Source organism: Rhizobium acaciae, assembly GCF_025941625.1.
Classification (GTDB): Bacteria; Pseudomonadota; Alphaproteobacteria; order Rhizobiales; family Rhizobiaceae; genus Rhizobium; species Rhizobium acaciae.
This window is the reverse complement of record NZ_JAPCZO010000012.1, coordinates 189,349-203,812: the sequence shown is the minus strand read 5'-3', so window position 1 is coordinate 203,812 and position 14,464 is coordinate 189,349. Positions and strand designations below refer to the sequence as shown.

16 protein-coding genes are annotated in these 14,464 nt (G+C 61.0%); 7 read left to right on the top strand and 9 right to left on the bottom strand.

All coding sequences use genetic code 11. From position 1 onward, the window contains the following. Positions 1–35: 35 nt before the first annotated feature. Positions 36–980 (top strand): phosphotransferase family protein, encoded by a 945-nt coding sequence (locus OLZ32_RS20345; protein ID WP_264422317.1) that lies wholly within the window; start codon positions 36–38, stop codon positions 978–980. Between the two features lie 104 nt (positions 981–1,084). Here OLZ32_RS20345 and OLZ32_RS20340 read toward each other — a convergent pair whose 3' ends face one another. The 5 genes from OLZ32_RS20340 to OLZ32_RS20320 all read right to left on the bottom strand — a co-directional run bounded on the left by OLZ32_RS20340 (position 1,085) and on the right by OLZ32_RS20320 (position 6,168). Beyond that, positions 1,085–1,495: a GFA family protein gene (locus OLZ32_RS20340; protein ID WP_264422314.1), complete on the bottom strand. Its 411-nt coding sequence runs from the start codon at positions 1,493–1,495 to the stop codon at positions 1,085–1,087. 406 nt (positions 1,496–1,901) lie between these two features. After that, the gene (locus tag OLZ32_RS20335) at positions 1,902–2,543 is read right to left on the bottom strand and encodes a peroxiredoxin-like family protein (RefSeq protein ID WP_264422312.1); all 642 of its coding nucleotides are present in this window, start codon (positions 2,541–2,543) and stop codon (positions 1,902–1,904) included. Positions 2,544–2,844: 301 nt separating this feature from the next. Continuing rightward, on the bottom strand, positions 2,845–4,341 hold the full coding sequence (gene cysN, locus OLZ32_RS20330; protein ID WP_017990729.1) for a sulfate adenylyltransferase subunit CysN: 1,497 nt from the start codon (positions 4,339–4,341) through the stop codon (positions 2,845–2,847). Position 4,342: 1 nt separating this feature from the next. Then, on the bottom strand, positions 4,343–5,296 hold the full coding sequence (cysD, locus tag OLZ32_RS20325; protein ID WP_003546395.1) for a sulfate adenylyltransferase subunit CysD: 954 nt from the start codon (positions 5,294–5,296) through the stop codon (positions 4,343–4,345). Between the two features lie 113 nt (positions 5,297–5,409). Beyond that, positions 5,410–6,168, bottom strand: coding sequence for a phosphoadenylyl-sulfate reductase (locus OLZ32_RS20320; RefSeq protein ID WP_264422310.1), 759 nt, complete (start codon positions 6,166–6,168; stop codon positions 5,410–5,412). Positions 6,169–6,588: 420 nt separating this feature from the next. Here OLZ32_RS20320 and OLZ32_RS20315 point away from each other — a divergent pair, with 420 nt between their 5' ends. Beyond that, positions 6,589–7,035, top strand: a complete 447-nt coding sequence (locus OLZ32_RS20315; RefSeq protein WP_003546399.1) for an RrF2 family transcriptional regulator — start codon at positions 6,589–6,591, stop codon at positions 7,033–7,035. Positions 7,036–7,081: 46 nt separating this feature from the next. Here OLZ32_RS20315 and OLZ32_RS20310 read toward each other — a convergent pair whose 3' ends face one another. Next, positions 7,082–7,843 carry an SDR family NAD(P)-dependent oxidoreductase gene (locus tag OLZ32_RS20310; RefSeq protein WP_003546401.1) on the bottom strand — a complete coding sequence of 254 codons (762 nt, stop codon included), beginning with the start codon at positions 7,841–7,843 and terminating at the stop codon, positions 7,082–7,084. 102 nt (positions 7,844–7,945) lie between these two features. On the opposite strand from OLZ32_RS20310, the gene OLZ32_RS20305 reads away from it, so the two are divergent. From OLZ32_RS20305 to OLZ32_RS20285, 5 genes are all read left to right on the top strand, one after another. After that, positions 7,946–8,800: a LysR family transcriptional regulator gene (locus OLZ32_RS20305; RefSeq protein ID WP_319641123.1), complete on the top strand. Its 855-nt coding sequence runs from the start codon at positions 7,946–7,948 to the stop codon at positions 8,798–8,800. A gap of 110 nt (positions 8,801–8,910) precedes the next feature. Continuing rightward, on the top strand, positions 8,911–9,297 hold the full coding sequence (locus OLZ32_RS20300; protein WP_003546403.1) for a DUF6152 family protein: 387 nt from the start codon (positions 8,911–8,913) through the stop codon (positions 9,295–9,297). Between the two features lie 19 nt (positions 9,298–9,316). After that, positions 9,317–9,790 carry a DUF6644 family protein gene (locus OLZ32_RS20295; protein ID WP_264422305.1) on the top strand — a complete coding sequence of 158 codons (474 nt, stop codon included), beginning with the start codon at positions 9,317–9,319 and terminating at the stop codon, positions 9,788–9,790. 118 nt (positions 9,791–9,908) lie between these two features. After that, positions 9,909–10,190 carry a YlcI/YnfO family protein gene (locus OLZ32_RS20290; RefSeq protein WP_264422376.1) on the top strand — a complete coding sequence of 94 codons (282 nt, stop codon included), beginning with the start codon at positions 9,909–9,911 and terminating at the stop codon, positions 10,188–10,190. After that, a complete protein-coding gene (locus tag OLZ32_RS20285) occupies positions 10,187–10,486 on the top strand; it encodes a type II toxin-antitoxin system RelE/ParE family toxin (RefSeq protein WP_264422303.1) in 300 nt (99 codons plus the stop codon). The genes OLZ32_RS20290 and OLZ32_RS20285 overlap by 4 nt, the downstream gene beginning before the upstream one ends. On the opposite strand, the gene betA is transcribed toward OLZ32_RS20285, so the two are convergent. The 3 genes from betA to betI all read right to left on the bottom strand — a co-directional run bounded on the left by betA (position 10,487) and on the right by betI (position 14,425). Continuing rightward, a complete protein-coding gene (gene betA / locus OLZ32_RS20280; RefSeq protein WP_264422300.1) occupies positions 10,487–12,139 on the bottom strand; it encodes a choline dehydrogenase in 1,653 nt (550 codons plus the stop codon). It abuts the gene before it with no gap. Between the two features lie 199 nt (positions 12,140–12,338). Further along, positions 12,339–13,802, bottom strand: a complete 1,464-nt coding sequence (gene betB, locus OLZ32_RS20275; RefSeq protein WP_264422298.1) for a betaine-aldehyde dehydrogenase — start codon at positions 13,800–13,802, stop codon at positions 12,339–12,341. Continuing rightward, the gene (betI, locus tag OLZ32_RS20270) at positions 13,799–14,425 is read right to left on the bottom strand and encodes a transcriptional regulator BetI (protein WP_264422373.1); all 627 of its coding nucleotides are present in this window, start codon (positions 14,423–14,425) and stop codon (positions 13,799–13,801) included. Before betI ends, betB begins: the two co-directional genes overlap by 4 nt. Positions 14,426–14,464: the final 39 nt, after the last annotated feature.

The window sequence follows — 14,464 nt, the reverse complement described above, 5'->3', positions numbered from 1 at the left end:
TAACAGGGCTCCACGCAATGGCACCGAGATGAAGGATGACTTTAGAACTGGACGCTAAAGCGATTTCGCGGATCATCCAATACCTTGAGCCCGATCTCACCATCAGCGGTTTCTCCCGGCTGGAGGGCGGCAGCACGGAGGTCTACAGGATTGATCTTGCGAATTCCGATTATGGGTCGCTGGTTCTCAAGATTTATCCGGACGAGCCCGAGTGGGGACCGTCTAAGGAGGCGCTCGTCGCGGGCTGGCTCAAAGATTTGACGCTGCCGGTTCCCACCTGGCTGCGCGTCGATGAATCGCGGTCCCTTTTGCCGCTACGCTATTCCTTGTTGACGCACCTGCCGGGCCGCTCACTTCGTCACTGGATGGCCGAGCCTGATATCAAAAACGTCTATCGCCAGATGGGGGAGCTTCTGAGACGCATTCATGCGGTACCGATGCCTGGGTATGGCTACGTGCGTGGCCACGGCATCGACAAACCGCTACCCACGAACGCAGATTACATGACGGCAGCGTTTGACGATGTGTTTCGGCGGTTTCGCGAGCTTGGTGGCGATCCCGAGCTGGCAGGTCGTCTGCAACAATTTGCCGAGGGCAGCTTCGATATTTTCGACGCAAGCGACGGTGCGGTTCTCGCCCACGACGATCTTCATCAAGGCAACGTGTTAGCGTTGCGTGGCAAGGCTGGCGGACTTGAATTGAGTGGGCTTGTCGATTTTGGAAACGCACGCGCTGCCGATAAGCTCTTCGACTTGGCCAAGGCCCTTTTCTGCTCTGCACATGAAGACTCCCGCAGCTATCAGCCCATTTTGGAAGGTTACGGCTCGGTCGATCACCCGGACACCGAAAGGGCGCTTCGGCTCTACACTCTCTTCCATCGGGTCAGCATGTGGTGCTGGCTCACGAAGATTGGCGTAGACGTTGCAGCCGAGGACGGCCCCGGCGGGCTTATTCGCGATCTCAGCGAAATGGTTGTCTAGCAAGCAGGCGGCGAAAGAGCTTCGCTGCCGTTGATCCAAAGTCCGCTTCAGGCGGAAAAGCCGAAGTTCGGTGCGCTCACCACTGCTGGCCTTCCGGCGTCGATTCATTCTTGAAGGATTGGAAGGCTTTGAAAGTGTTCTACCGTTTCGGCAAGCTGCACCCACTTATGTTTCGACTGTTCGAAGACTGACATGGTTGGTGGCGCGAAGACCGGGTTGGCAAGGGAACCGACCGCCACACCGATCCAGGACGGCGCAGCATCGGCCTTCCAATAGACGGTCGAGCCGCACGTCGGGCAAAAATGCATTCGGACCTTGCGACCGCTCTCGGCAGTGCGAATGAATTCTGTAGAGGTTCCAGATATTTCGACGCAGCCCATCGAGTAGAAAGCATTTGCGCTGAACGGCGAACCCGTTCTGCGCTGGCAGGCCAAACAGTGGCAGAGAGCTGTCAATTGTGGTGGCTCGCTGAGCATCAGTCTCAGAGCGCCGCAGGCGCATTGGGCATTGGCCATGGAAACTCCTCCCGCTTGCGCGGTGAAATTACGTTGAATGGGGGGTGAAGCGCAGGCCCGAATCGCAAATGGTGAGGGTGGGCGATGCGAAGGGGCTGAGATCTGATATAATTTCAGGCTCACAGAAGCTCGAATGTAGATCGCAGAAATGCTGAAGTCTAGAGAAAGCCATCTGACGGCTTCAGGCCGCCGCAAGCAGATGCGGAGACCTCATCGCACGGTCTCAGGTTCTGATCGGTTCTTTGCGGCAAGCTGGATTTCAAATTCCACTGGCGATCTATAGCCAAGGGCGGAGTGCAGTCTCCAGCAAGCAAGCGGTAAAGAGCGAACCCATGAGCATCTCGAACGATGCTTCAACCCACCGAGCACCACCCGGGCGGTGGGTCGTCGAGCGAGTTTTTCGTTGTCAATGCACGACTTGGGAAGCGACCGACATCAATTCCTCGGAATTTGGTGCCTGGAATGTCTGGAGCCCGGCCTCCAGAACTTCAGTGAAGCTCCAGCGTACGATGCCCTCCCGGTCGATTAGGAACTGACCGACAAGCTGCCCGTGGTCGGCAGTCATCATCTGCTGATCGGCTTCCGTAATCTGATATCCTTCCTTCTCGTTGAGAAATTCGTCCATTGCCATCACGCTCATAGGCTCGGGCAACTCGCCCGGAAGATTGATCCGTATCGCCATGGCCGTGTCGATCCCGACCTCGCGCAAGCCGAAAGCTTGGTGCGAAGCCCGTACCGGGTCGGAAGCAGCAAGAAGATCGGGTATCGGATGGTAACGGAAATAGAGCCGCGCGCGTTCGACCGGGGTATTTACCACCGCCAGGGATTGGACGCCTTTCTCACGCAGCATCGGGTTGAGATATGCCATGGCCGCGACATGGCGCCGGCAGAACGGACAATGCAGGCCTCGAAACAAACCGATCAACAATGGGCTGCGGCCACGAAAATCGTCAAGTGCGATCTTCCCCTCGCTTGAGATCGCATCAAACACAACGTTCGGAACCCGGTCGCCCGGTTGTAGCGGATGGTCGACATAGCGCGTGGACATGGACAACCTCCTCGCTCGGGGATCAGTCGAGAAAAGGCGCCACGTCAATTGCTTCGAGGTCGAGATTGAGCGTTGTGAAGCCTGACCTCTCGTCTTGCCGCACCGCCAGGATCCGATCTAAGAATGGCCCCACATTGGCCCGCGGGCAAGCGGTAAACAGCGAATCGTGAATTGAAAAAGTCCGTTTTCTGCAAACTCTGATTTTTTAGCGGCCGTAGAGGCCGACAGGGAATCCGCCAGCCAGCGGGTTCGGCTGCGGTGAGGGGGCCAGTCTTGCTGGCCCCTTATCCCTTATCCCTTGTCAGATATCGCTTGCAGCGCTCGACCAGAGATCGGCCGCTTCGGCGGCCGTCATGCGCCGTACCTCGGCCTCATGGCTGCGGCTGGCGAAGAGTTCGCTTGCCATGATCTGCTCGGCAAGATCGGCCGGAAGCGAGAGGATGACGCGGGCTTCGCCATTGTGCAGGCCGCCGAGTTCCGTGCGCTTGCCGGTCACCATGCCGCCGGCAACCGTATTGTTGGTCTCCGGATCAATCAGGATGAAGGAGCCGGAAAGCCGGTTCTGCTCATAGGGGTCGAAGATCGCCGCTTCGTCGAAGACGAGCCGGACTTTGCCGATGGCGTTCATGTAGAGCCGCTGGGCGGCGTTCCAGGTGCCGGTCTTCAGTTCCAGCTGGCTGAGCGGCTGTACCTGCACGCGCTGGCGGCGGCTGCCGCTCTTCAGCCAATAGCGTTTGCCGGGCTCGATACCCTCGGGCTGCAGCGCGACGATCTGCGCGTCGAAGGCAAGGCCGACCTGCGGCTGGGCGTCGATCGAGACGATCATGTCGCCGCGCGCCACATCCACCTGGCGGTCGAGCACCAAGGTGATCGCGTCGCCGGCAACGGCGGCGTTGCGGACGAGATCGAAGGTGACGATCTTCGAGACGTTGGCGACCATGCCCGACGGCAGGATCATGACGCTGTCGCCCGGCTTGACCGAGCCGCCGGCAACCGTGCCCTGATAGCCGCGGAAGCTTTCGCCGGGACGCGAGACGCGCTGCACCGAAAGGCGGAAGCCGACCGTCTGCGACGAGCGCACCGTGGCAAGCTCCAGCGTTTCCACCAGCGTCGGGCCGGTATACCAGGGCATGGCGGCCTGGCCGGAATAGACGACGTTTTCGCCCTTCAGCGCCGACATCGGAATGGCGGTGATCTGCTTGACGCCGAGCGACAGGGCAAATTCCCGGAAGTCATGGCTGATCTTGTCGAAGCCGGCGCGGTCATAGCCCGTCAGGTCGATCTTGTTGACGGCAAGCACGAACTGTTTGATGCCGAGCAGCGAGGCGATCGTCGCGTGACGGCGGGTCTGCTCCAGAATGCCGAAGCGCGCGTCGATCAGCAGGATGGCGAGATCGGCGGTCGAGGCGCCGGTCGCCATGTTGCGGGTATATTGCTCGTGGCCGGGCGTGTCGGCGACGATGAAGGAGCGCTTGTCGGTCGAGAAATAGCGATAGGCGACATCGATGGTGATGCCCTGTTCGCGCTCGGCCTGCAGACCGTCGAGCAACAGCGCGAAGTCGGGCAGGCCGAGATCGTTCTGCTTGCCGGTGGAATCGCGCTGCAGCGTGGCGGCCTGGTCTTCCTTGACCGCCTTGGTGTCCCAGAGCAGGCGGCCGATCAGGGTCGATTTGCCGTCATCGACGCTGCCGCAGGTGATGAGGCGCAGCGGCCTGGTATCGCGCAGGGCCTTGAGCGGCTCGGCGGCGGGCAGGTTGACGACGGTTGCGGCCGAGACGGCGGTTTGGGCTGCGGTCATCTCAGAAATATCCTTCACGCTTCTTTTTTTCCATGGAGCCGGACTGGTCGCGATCGATGGCGCGGCCCTGCCGTTCGGACACCGTTGCAATTTCGAGTTCGGCAATCACCTCTTCGAGGGTGGTGGCCTGTGAGCGGATGGCGCCGGTCAGCGGGAAGTCGCCGAGGGTGCGGAAGCGGATCATGCCTTCCTGGCGGACTTCGCCGGGCAGCAGTTCGAGGCGCGGATCCTCGGCCAGGATCATCATGCCGTCGCGCTCCACGAAAGGCCGCTTCTTGGCGTAGTAAAGCGGCACCAGCGGAATGTCCTCGGCCTGGATGTAGCGCCAGATATCGACCTCCGTCCAGTTCGACAGCGGGAAGGCGCGCACGCTCTCGCCCTTGCGGATCATGCCGTTATAGATGTTCCAGAGTTCCGGCCGCTGGTTGCGTGGATCCCAGCGATGATCGGGCGTGCGGAAGGAATAGATCCGCTCCTTGGCGCGGCTGGCTTCCTCATCGCGCCGTGCGCCGCCGAAAGCCGCATCGAACTGGCCGGCATCGAGCGCCTGGCGCAGCCCCTCGGTCTTCATGATGTCGGTGAAGGCGGCCGATCCATGCGTGAACGGCGTGATGTTTTCGGCTTTGCCGCGCGGATTGATGTGCTCGATCAGATCGAGATCGTACTTCTTCGCGGTCTCGTCGCGGAAGGCGATCATCTCGGAAAATTTCCAGCCGGTGTTCACATGCAGCAGCGGGAAGGGGACGCGGCCGGGATAAAAGGCCTTGCGCGCCAGATGCAGCAGCACCGAGGAATCCTTGCCGATCGAATAGAGCATGACGGGACGCTCGAATTCGGCCGCAACCTCGCGGAAGATGTGGATGGATTCGTTTTCCAGCGCTTTCAGATGCGGGTCGAGCGGCGCCTTGGCGCTCTGCGGATTGCTGAGTTCCGTATCCGGACGGCTATCGGGCATGTGTTACTCCAGACTGTCGATCGTTTGCGGGTGCCCGCAAAGCAATTCCTTGATGTTGGTTTTCCTAAGGCTGCGGCGGTCGCCGCGCCCTGATTGGGAAAGCCGTGGGGTGATTATTGTGCGGCGATCGCTGCGGCCTCATCGGCGACATGCAGGCCGCATTCGCGCGTTTCGTCCTGCTCCCACCACCAGCGGCCGGCGCGTTCCGGCTCGCCTGGCTTGATCGCCCGGGTGCAGGGCTCGCAGCCGATCGAGGGATAACCGCGGGCGTGCAACGGATTGACCGGCACGCCGTTTGCGGAAACGAAGGCCTTGATCGCCTCCAGGTCCCAGTCGGCGAGCGGATTGACCTTCAGCAGGTGGCGTTCGGCGTCGTATTCGGCAAAGGGCGTTTCGGCACGGTTGGCCGATTGGCCGCGGCGCAGGCCGGTGACCCAGATCGCAGCACCTTCGAGGGCACGCGCAAGCGGCTTCAGCTTGCGCACGCCGCAACAGGCATGCCGGGCCTCGACGCTCTCATAGAAACCGTTGAGGCCGTATTGCGCCGCATAGGCGTCGATATCGGCTTTCTCGGGCTCGAAGCGATGGATATGGATGTCGTACTGGCTTTCGGTCTCTTCGATCAGCGACAGCGTCTCGGCAAACAGCCGGCCGGTCTGCAGCGTCGCGATATCGATCGGCAGGCGGTGCGTGCCGATCTCGGCGGTGATCACCTGGTCCTCGATGCCGAGTGACGTCGTGAACACCACGCGGCCACCAAGGCCGGAGACCAGCGACAGACGTCCGGCAAGGTCGAGACCCGCCAGTCTGTCGTTCAGCGCCTCGGCTTCCGCAATCGGCGCTTCTTCCGCAATCGCATTGATAGCAGTCATGAGAATCCTGTCCTTTGTTGACGGGAGTATCGCAGTTCACGCATGGATCGGACAGAAAAAGGGATTTCGAAAGCTGCGGCCGGAGGAGCAAATATCTCTCCGAAGCTGCCGCGATGCAGAAAAGCAGCCGCCTGCGGATGAAAATCCACATCGGCAGCTCGAATGTCTATAGAAATAGTAGAGTTACACGCAGCCTGTCAATCCGAAATCTGAAGTGATGCCGAAAATGGTGCAGAAGGCGCGGTTTTGGCATAGATTAAGCGCGCTTGGCCGAGAGCAAAAAACAAGGCCAAAACGCTTGTCTCTCAAGGCTTTCTCTGGCGCGTTCAAATTCCGTTCATGCTGGTTGTGCCATAGAGGTGAAAGTACTTCCGTAGCGGTGCGGAAATTCGCGCCGCCTGTGTGTGTCGATGGTCAAAAATGATTACGCAAAAGGCGAAATATGCGCTGCGGGCGCTCACGGTCCTGGCTGATGCCGATGCCGACGAACCGGTGATGATTTCCGACATCGCGGCCCAGCAGAAGATCCCGAAGAAGTTCCTCGAACAGATCCTGCTCGACCTGAAGCATCACGGCGTCGTCGCCAGCCGTCGCGGCAAGCAGGGCGGTTATCTTTTGCTCAAGCCCGCCCACACCATCACCTTCGGGGAGATCCTGCGCATCATCGATGGTCCGATCGCGCCGCTTCCGTGCCTGTCGATCACCGCCTACCGCCGGTGCGACGATTGCGACGGCGAACAGAACTGCCAGATCCGCCACGTCTTCGCCAAGGTGGCGGATGCCACCCGCAAGGTGTTGTTCTCCACCACCATCGCCGACGCCATCGCCCCCAAGCACAGCGCCGAAGTCACCCGACTGCTGGCTTGAGCTTTAGGGTTACGTCAGGAACAAATAAACGACGATTGTCTCGACCCTACGGCCGGAGACCTCCTATCGTATAGCCGCCATCAACGGTGATCTCTTGCCCGGTGACGAAGTTGGCGTCTTCGGAAAGCAGCCAGGCGACGGTCCCCGCAACATCCTCCGATGTCCCGTTTCGCCCAAGAGGCGTGTGCGCGGCGAGGCGTGCGGCAAAAACCGGATCGATAACATCATCTGCCATCGGGGTCAGAATGATGCCTGGATTGATGGCATTGATCCGGATGTTTCGAGGACCTTGCTCCACCGCGAAGGTGCGCATCATGGCAAGCAAGGCCCCCTTCGTGCTTGCGTAGGCTCCCGCACCCGGCATCACGCCGCCTGCCGTCCACGAGGCGTTGATGAGGATGCTGCCTCCTTTCAGAAAGGGCAGGCAGTGCTTGAGCGTGAAGAATGTCCCTCGAAGGTTGGTGGCGATCAGCGCGTCGAAATCATCCGCATCGGTCACCGCCAGTGGCTTGAATTCGCCGAGAACCCCGGCATTGGCAAACACGGCGTCCAGGCGTCCGAAGCGTTCGATCGTCTGCTCGACAGTCGCCGCGACGGCTTCGTTATCTGCAATATCGCAAGCAATCGCGATTGCCGCACCGCCCGATGCCTCGATCTCCGACAGCAGCTGACGGATTGGATCGGGGCGGCGGCCGACGAGGGCAATCTGTGCACCTTCGGCCACCAGGCGAAGGGCAGCGGCCCGCCCCATACCCGTTCCAGCACCTGTAATGAGAACCGTTTTGCCGATGAATCGGGTTTGCGTCATGTCTTGCTCCTTGAAATGAGTTGCGTCATGGCCGTTGTAATTCCAGCGACATTTCATGATAATTGGAGAAATTGCGTATTCATTTGAAAGCAGAATTATCGAATGGGCCTTTTTCGCTCCATGCAGGTGTTTGTCACGACGGTGCAGGAAGGCTCGATGAGCGCAGCATCGGTAAAGCTCGGCATATCGCCGGCGATGGTTGGGCAACACGTGGCCGCACTGGAAGAGCGGCTTGGTACGCGCCTTCTGAACAGAACCACGCGTCGCCAGAGCTTGACCGATTTCGGCATGAGCTATGTCGAGCAGTGCAGGGACATCCTGGAGCGCGTAGCAATTACGGATCAGGACGCGGAGGCATCGCAGACGAAACCGCGAGGGCTATTGAGGATCACGGCACCGACGACTTTTGGGGCAGAGGTTTTAATGCCGGCTTTGCATCGTTATCGAAAGCTTGCCCCTGACGTGACGCTGGATATTACCTTGACGGATCGCAATGTCGATATCGTCGAAGAAGGTTTCGACATTGCTATCCGCATTGGAGAGTTGCCCGATAGCCGCCTCATCGCGCGTCATCTCGCTCCCTATCGAATGATGATTTGTGCTTCACCCATCGGCTTTACCCCGGCAGCACGGTCGCCATGGAAGCTGTCGAAAGGCAAGGATGAGGTCGAAGTCGTCCCTAAAACGGCAATCACCGTCAACAGCGGTCAGGCTGTCCGCATGGCCGCTCGGGCTGGGCTGGGTGTCATCATGCAGCCATCCATTCTCCTGACGTCGGATACTCAGGCTGGCCTTCTCGTCCGGCTCTTCCCGGATTGGCATCTGCGTGAGCGGCCCATGTCGCTCATCTACCACTGTGATCGACGCATGACCCCGCGCTTGCGCAGCATCATCGCCTTTGCCATTGCAGAATTCGGCGCGGAACCTGTGGGCCAGGCATATCGTCCTGCCGAATGACCTGAAGTCACTTGCCGGCAGAGACGCCTCTTGCTTCAAGATTTGGTGAAATCCCTTTTCTTCCAGTCGGGATGCTCCACCTGCCTGCCCATGCTGGTAGGGAGAATATCATGCTTGGAATTTCAGCACAGCGGATCGTGGCTGCGGCCATATTCTCGGCGGCCCTCGCGACAGGCGCGGCCGCTCATCACGGCTGGTCCTGGGCCGAGGCGGATCAGATCGAACTCCGCGGCACCATCGAGAAGATCTCCATGGGCGGACCGCATCCGACGCTCGATGTCGCCACCGTCGATGACGGCGTCTGGCTCGTCGAACTCGGCAATCCGCGCCAGACGGAACGCTCTGGTTTCGTCGAAGGTGTGGCCAAGCCTGGCGACCAGGTGATGGTCCTTGGGAACCGTTCGCAGGATCCAAAAGAGAAGCGGCTGAAGGCCGTGCGCCTCACCATCGGCGAGAAGCGCTACGATATCTATCCCGACCGCATCAAGACGAACTGACCTCTGGGCGAACTGAGCTGTGATCGACATTCTCGAATGGCTGTCGGCAACGACACCTGCGCTCGCGCTCCGGCGCTCCGGAACGCTCTACATGTTCGTCAACGCAGCCCATATCTTGGCGATCGGCCTTTTGGTTGGCGCCATCCTGCCGCTCGATCTGAGGCTCGCCGGCTTCTTCCGCAGGGTGCCGGTTGAGATCGTCGCGCCGTTTCTGTCGCGCGCCGCCGGCGTCGGCCTTGCCGCGGCTATTGTCACCGGCTTCTGCCTTTTCAGCGTCCGGGCGGTCGAATATGCCGGCAATCCCGCTTTCCTCGCCAAGCTTTGCCTGATCGCGCTCGGCCTTCTCAACCTGTCGATCGTGCACCTCGGGCGAGGCTGGAACACGGCTGTTTCATCAGGAATCGTCCGGCCCGGCCTGCGCTTCTCCGCCGCCCTGTCGGCCGCGATCTGGATCGCTGCTGTGCTCGCCGGCCGCTGGATCGGATTTCTCTGATATGATCGTTCCCGATTTCTCGACCGCGGCGCATATGAATTGGGTCAAGTGGAGGGGAGTTGAATACAACACGATGATCCATCATATTGCATTGCAATTGCAACGCATGAGGAACGTCATGAAAACGGCATCTCTCCCGTCCCTTCGCGTGGATCCTGAATTGCGCGCTGCCGCCGAAAGCGTTCTGAAAGAAGGCGAGAGCCTGTCGTCGCTGATAGAGGACTCTCTTCGCCGCCAGATCGATTATAGAAGGACCCAAGCGGAGTTCATCGCACGGGGTCTGGCTGGCTTGGCGGAAGCGCAGCGGACCGATGTGTTTTATACAACGGACGACATTCAGGCGTTGGTGCGCAAAAAGCTTGAAAAGGCGAAAGCCCGTAAAGCTGCCCAGCAGAAATGACTTTCGCGCTGAAGTACACCCAGACCTTCTATGAAGATCTGGACCGGCTCGCCGATTTTCTGATCGAGCGTGATCCGGATTTGGCGGAACGTGCCCTTAATGCCATCCAAAAAGCTCTGATGATACTCCAGGATTTCCCGCTTATGGCCAGGCGCGCATCTGCGGACGATCCTTTGTTGCGCGAGCTCGTCGTACCATTCGGTTCTGCCGGATATGTCATTCTTTTCAAAGTGATGAGCGAAACGAGCGTCATTATCCTCGCCGTCCGTCACCAGCGCGAAGAAGATTACCACTGACTATCTGTCGCTGACGGCCGCGCGCGGATTGACCCAGGGTTCCTGGTTCGAGCGCGCCAGCGGCTGTTTGCCGAGAATATGGTCGGCTGCCTTCTCTCCCGTCATGATCGAGGGCCCGTTCAAATTGCCATAGGTGACGTGCGGGAAGATCGAGCTGTCGGCGACGCGCAAGCCATCGATGCCGATCACCCGCGTTTGCGGGTCGACCACCGCCATCGGATCGTCCTTGGCGCCCATCCGGCAGGTGCCGCAGGGGTGATAGGCGCTTTCCAGATGTTCGCGCAGGAAGGCGTCGATCTCCTCGTCGCTTTGCACGCCTTCGCCCGGCTGGATCTCCGGCCCGCGATAGTCGTTGAAGGCGCTCTGCCCGAAGATCTCGCGGGTGAGGCGCACGCAGTGGCGGAATTTCTCCCAATCCTCCGCATGGCTCATATAGTTGAAGCGCAGCACCGGGTCGGCCTTGGGGTCGGCGGAGCGCAAGCTCACGCTGCCGCGCGATTTCGACAGGTTATAGCCGACATGAACCTGGAAGCCGTGGCTTTTCGCCGCCGCCTTGCCGTCATAGCTGATCGCCACGGGCAGGAAATGATACTGGATGTCAGGCTGTTTCAGCCCGGGTGCCGAGCGCAGGAAGGCGCAGGCTTCGAACTGGTTGGAGGCGCCGAGCCCGCCGCGCGAGAGCAGCCATTGCGCGCCCGCCACCCCCTGCCAGAACCACGGCAGCCAGGAATAGAGCGACACCGGCTTGGTGCTCACCTGCTGGAAGTAGAATTCCATATGGTCCTGCAGATTGGCGCCGACGCCCGGCCGGTCGGCCTTCACCGCAATGCCCATGTCCTGCAGATGTTGGCCCGGACCGATACCCGAGAGCATCAGCAGCTTCGGCGAATTGAACGAGGAGGCCGAGACTATCACCTCGCGGTTCGCCTTCACCACCTCGATCCTGCCGTTGCGTTCGATCTCGACGCCGGTCGCCCGCCCGTCCTCGATCACGATCCTCTGCGCCAGGCCGTAGACGATCCTGACATTGTCCCGCTTCAGCGCCGGTCTCAGATAGGCGTTGGCGGCAGACCAGCGGCGGCCGCCGAAGATGGTCTGCTCCATCAGCCCGAAGCCTTCCTGCTTGCTGCCGTTATAATCCTCCGTCGTCTCGAAGCCGGCCTGTTTGCCGGCCTCGACGAAGGCCTGGAAGAGCGGATTGGTGAAGCCGCCGCGCTGGACATGCAGCGGGCCGTCCGTGCCGCGCCAGCCTTCTTCGCCACCATGCGAATGTTCCATCCGCTTGAAATAGGGAAGCACGTCGGCATAGGCCCAGCCGCTGGCGCCGAGCTCCTCCCAGCGGTTGAAGTCCTCGGCATGACCGCGCACATAGACCATGCCGTTGATCGACGAGGAGCCGCCGATCACCTTGCCGCGCGGCGCGGTGATGCGCCGGTTGTTGAGGTTCGCCTCCGGCTCGGACAGATAACCCCAATTATAGCGCTTCATGCTCATCGGCCAGGCAAGCGCTGCCGGCATCTGGATGAACGGCCCAAAATCGCTGCCGCCCGCCTCGATGACGATGACGCTATTCTTGCCATCTTCCGACAGACGGTAGGCGAGGGCGGAGCCGGCGGAGCCCGAGCCGATGATGACGAAATCTGCTTGTTGCATGACGTTCCCTTAGATTCTTTGCAACGGTTCGAAGACCCCGCCCCAAACCCCTCCCCACAAGGGGGAGGGGCTTAACTTGCGGCACCGGTTTTACCCTCCTTCGACCTCATCGTTTGTGGCGCTGATTTCGGAGTGAGGGTGAGCGGCAGGCTAGCCCCTCCCCCTTGTGGGGAGGGGTTGGGGAGGGGTCTTCACAGTCTCAATAAGGCGCCACCACCGGCCCCATGCCGACATAGACCGTCTTCAGCTCGGAATAATGCTCCAGCGCGGCCAGCGAATTCTCGCGGCCGAAGCCGGATTGTTTCGAGCCGCCGAAGGGGATTTCCACCGGGCAGAGATTATAGGTGTTGATCCACAGCGTGCCCGCTTCCAGCCGGTCGACGACGCGGTGGGCGCGGGTGAGGTCGGCGGTGAAGACGCCGCCGGAAAGGCCGAATTCGCTGGCATTGGCCCGCGCAATCACCTCGTCCTCGGCGTCGAAATCGAGCACGCACATGACAGGGCCGAAGATCTCCTCACGGGCAATGGTCATGTCGTCGGTGACATCGGCAAACACCGTCGGCTGCACATAATAGCCTTCGCCGGAGACGTTGTTCGGAATGCCGCCGCCGGCAATGAGTGTTGCGCCCTCGGCCTTGCCCTTCTCGATATGGGAGATCACCTTCTCGCGCTGCGCCCAGGAGACCATCGGCCCGACCTGCGTCGCCTCGTCCATCGGATCGCCGATCAGCATCGCCTCGGTGCGGACCTTCAGCCGCTTGAGGAATTCGTCCTTGATCGTCTTCTGCACGAAGACGCGTGTGCCGTTCGAGCAGACCTGGCCGGTCGAATAGAAATTGCCGAGCATCGCGCCCCCGACCGCCGAATCGAGATCGGCATCGTCGAAGACGATGAGCGGCGACTTGCCGCCGAGTTCCATCGTCACGTGCTTGAGGTTGCCGGCGGCAGCCGCTGCGACCCTGCGGCCGGTCGGCACCGAGCCGGTCAGCGACACCTTGGCGACGTCGGGATGGTTGACGAGCAGCGGCCCGGTGTCGCGGTCGCCCTGGATCACATTGAAGAGCCCCTTCGGCAGTCCTGCTTCGTGCAGGATCTCGGCAATCTTCAGCGCGCCGAGCGGTGTGTTCTCGGAAGGCTTGAACACCATGGCATTGCCGCAGACAAGCGCCGGCGCAGCTTTCCAGCAGGCGATCTGCTGCGGATAGTTCCAGGCGCCGATGCCGACGCAGACGCCAAGCGCCACCCGCTTGGTATAGGCGAAATCCTGGCCGAGCGGGATATGCGAACCGTTGAGGCCGGCAGGCGCGATGCCGCCGAAGAATTCGAAGGCATCCGCACCCGAGGTTGGGTCGGCGACAACAGTCTCCTGGATCGGCTTGCCGGTATCGAGCGTCTCGAGTTCGGAGAGCGCCCGGTTTCTCTCGCGCATGATGTCGGCAGCCCGCTTCAGGATGCGCCCGCGCGCAATCGGGCTCATCGCTGCCCATTCCGGCTGGGCGCGCTTGGCGGCGGCGATCGCCCGTTCGACGATCGCAGGCGTTGCGGCATGCAGCCGGGCGATCACCTCGCCGGTCGCCGGATAAAGGCTCTCGATGACGGTGCCATCGGTATCCTCGACATATTCGCCGTCGATGAAGTGCGAGGCTTTCGGCTGGGCTTTCATGTCATTTGTCCTTGGGTGGTTCGATGTGGTCGTCCCTTCTCGCTCCGGGGAGAGGGGGAGGCGGTGGCCAAAAGCGCATTCAGATAATCTTCCGTCAGCGCGATCGAGGCTTCAATACCGATCGGCGCGGATTTCAGACTTTGCCTGATATAGAGCCCGTCGATCATCGCCGCAGCGCCTTCGGCGATGCGTTCTGCGGCGTCAGCCGGCAGCAGCACTTTCAGATCGGCCAGCAGATTGGAGCGCAGCCGCCGCGCATAGATCACCAGGAAGCGCCGCGTCTCTTCCGAGCGCTGCGCTTCGGCGTAAAAGGCAAGCCAGGCGGCAATCGTGCCCGGCGCGAACTGGTCGGCGTGGAAGCTGACACGGATGACGGCCGAAAGCCGGGCGCGCGGCGTCCTGGCGGCCTTGAGTGCCGCCACCGTATCGCTGCGCAACTGTCGGAGAAGCGAGCGGATCGTTTCGATCAGCAATTGCTCCTTGCTGCCGAAATAATGATGCGCCAGGGCTGGTGACACGCCGGCCTGCCGGGCGATGTCGGACATGGTGACGGTTAGCGAGCCGTGATCGCCGATCACCCGCAGCGCCGCATCGACAAGCGCCTTGCGGCGCACCCGCTCCATTCCGACCTTCGGCAAACCGCGCCAACTCCTATGAACCGG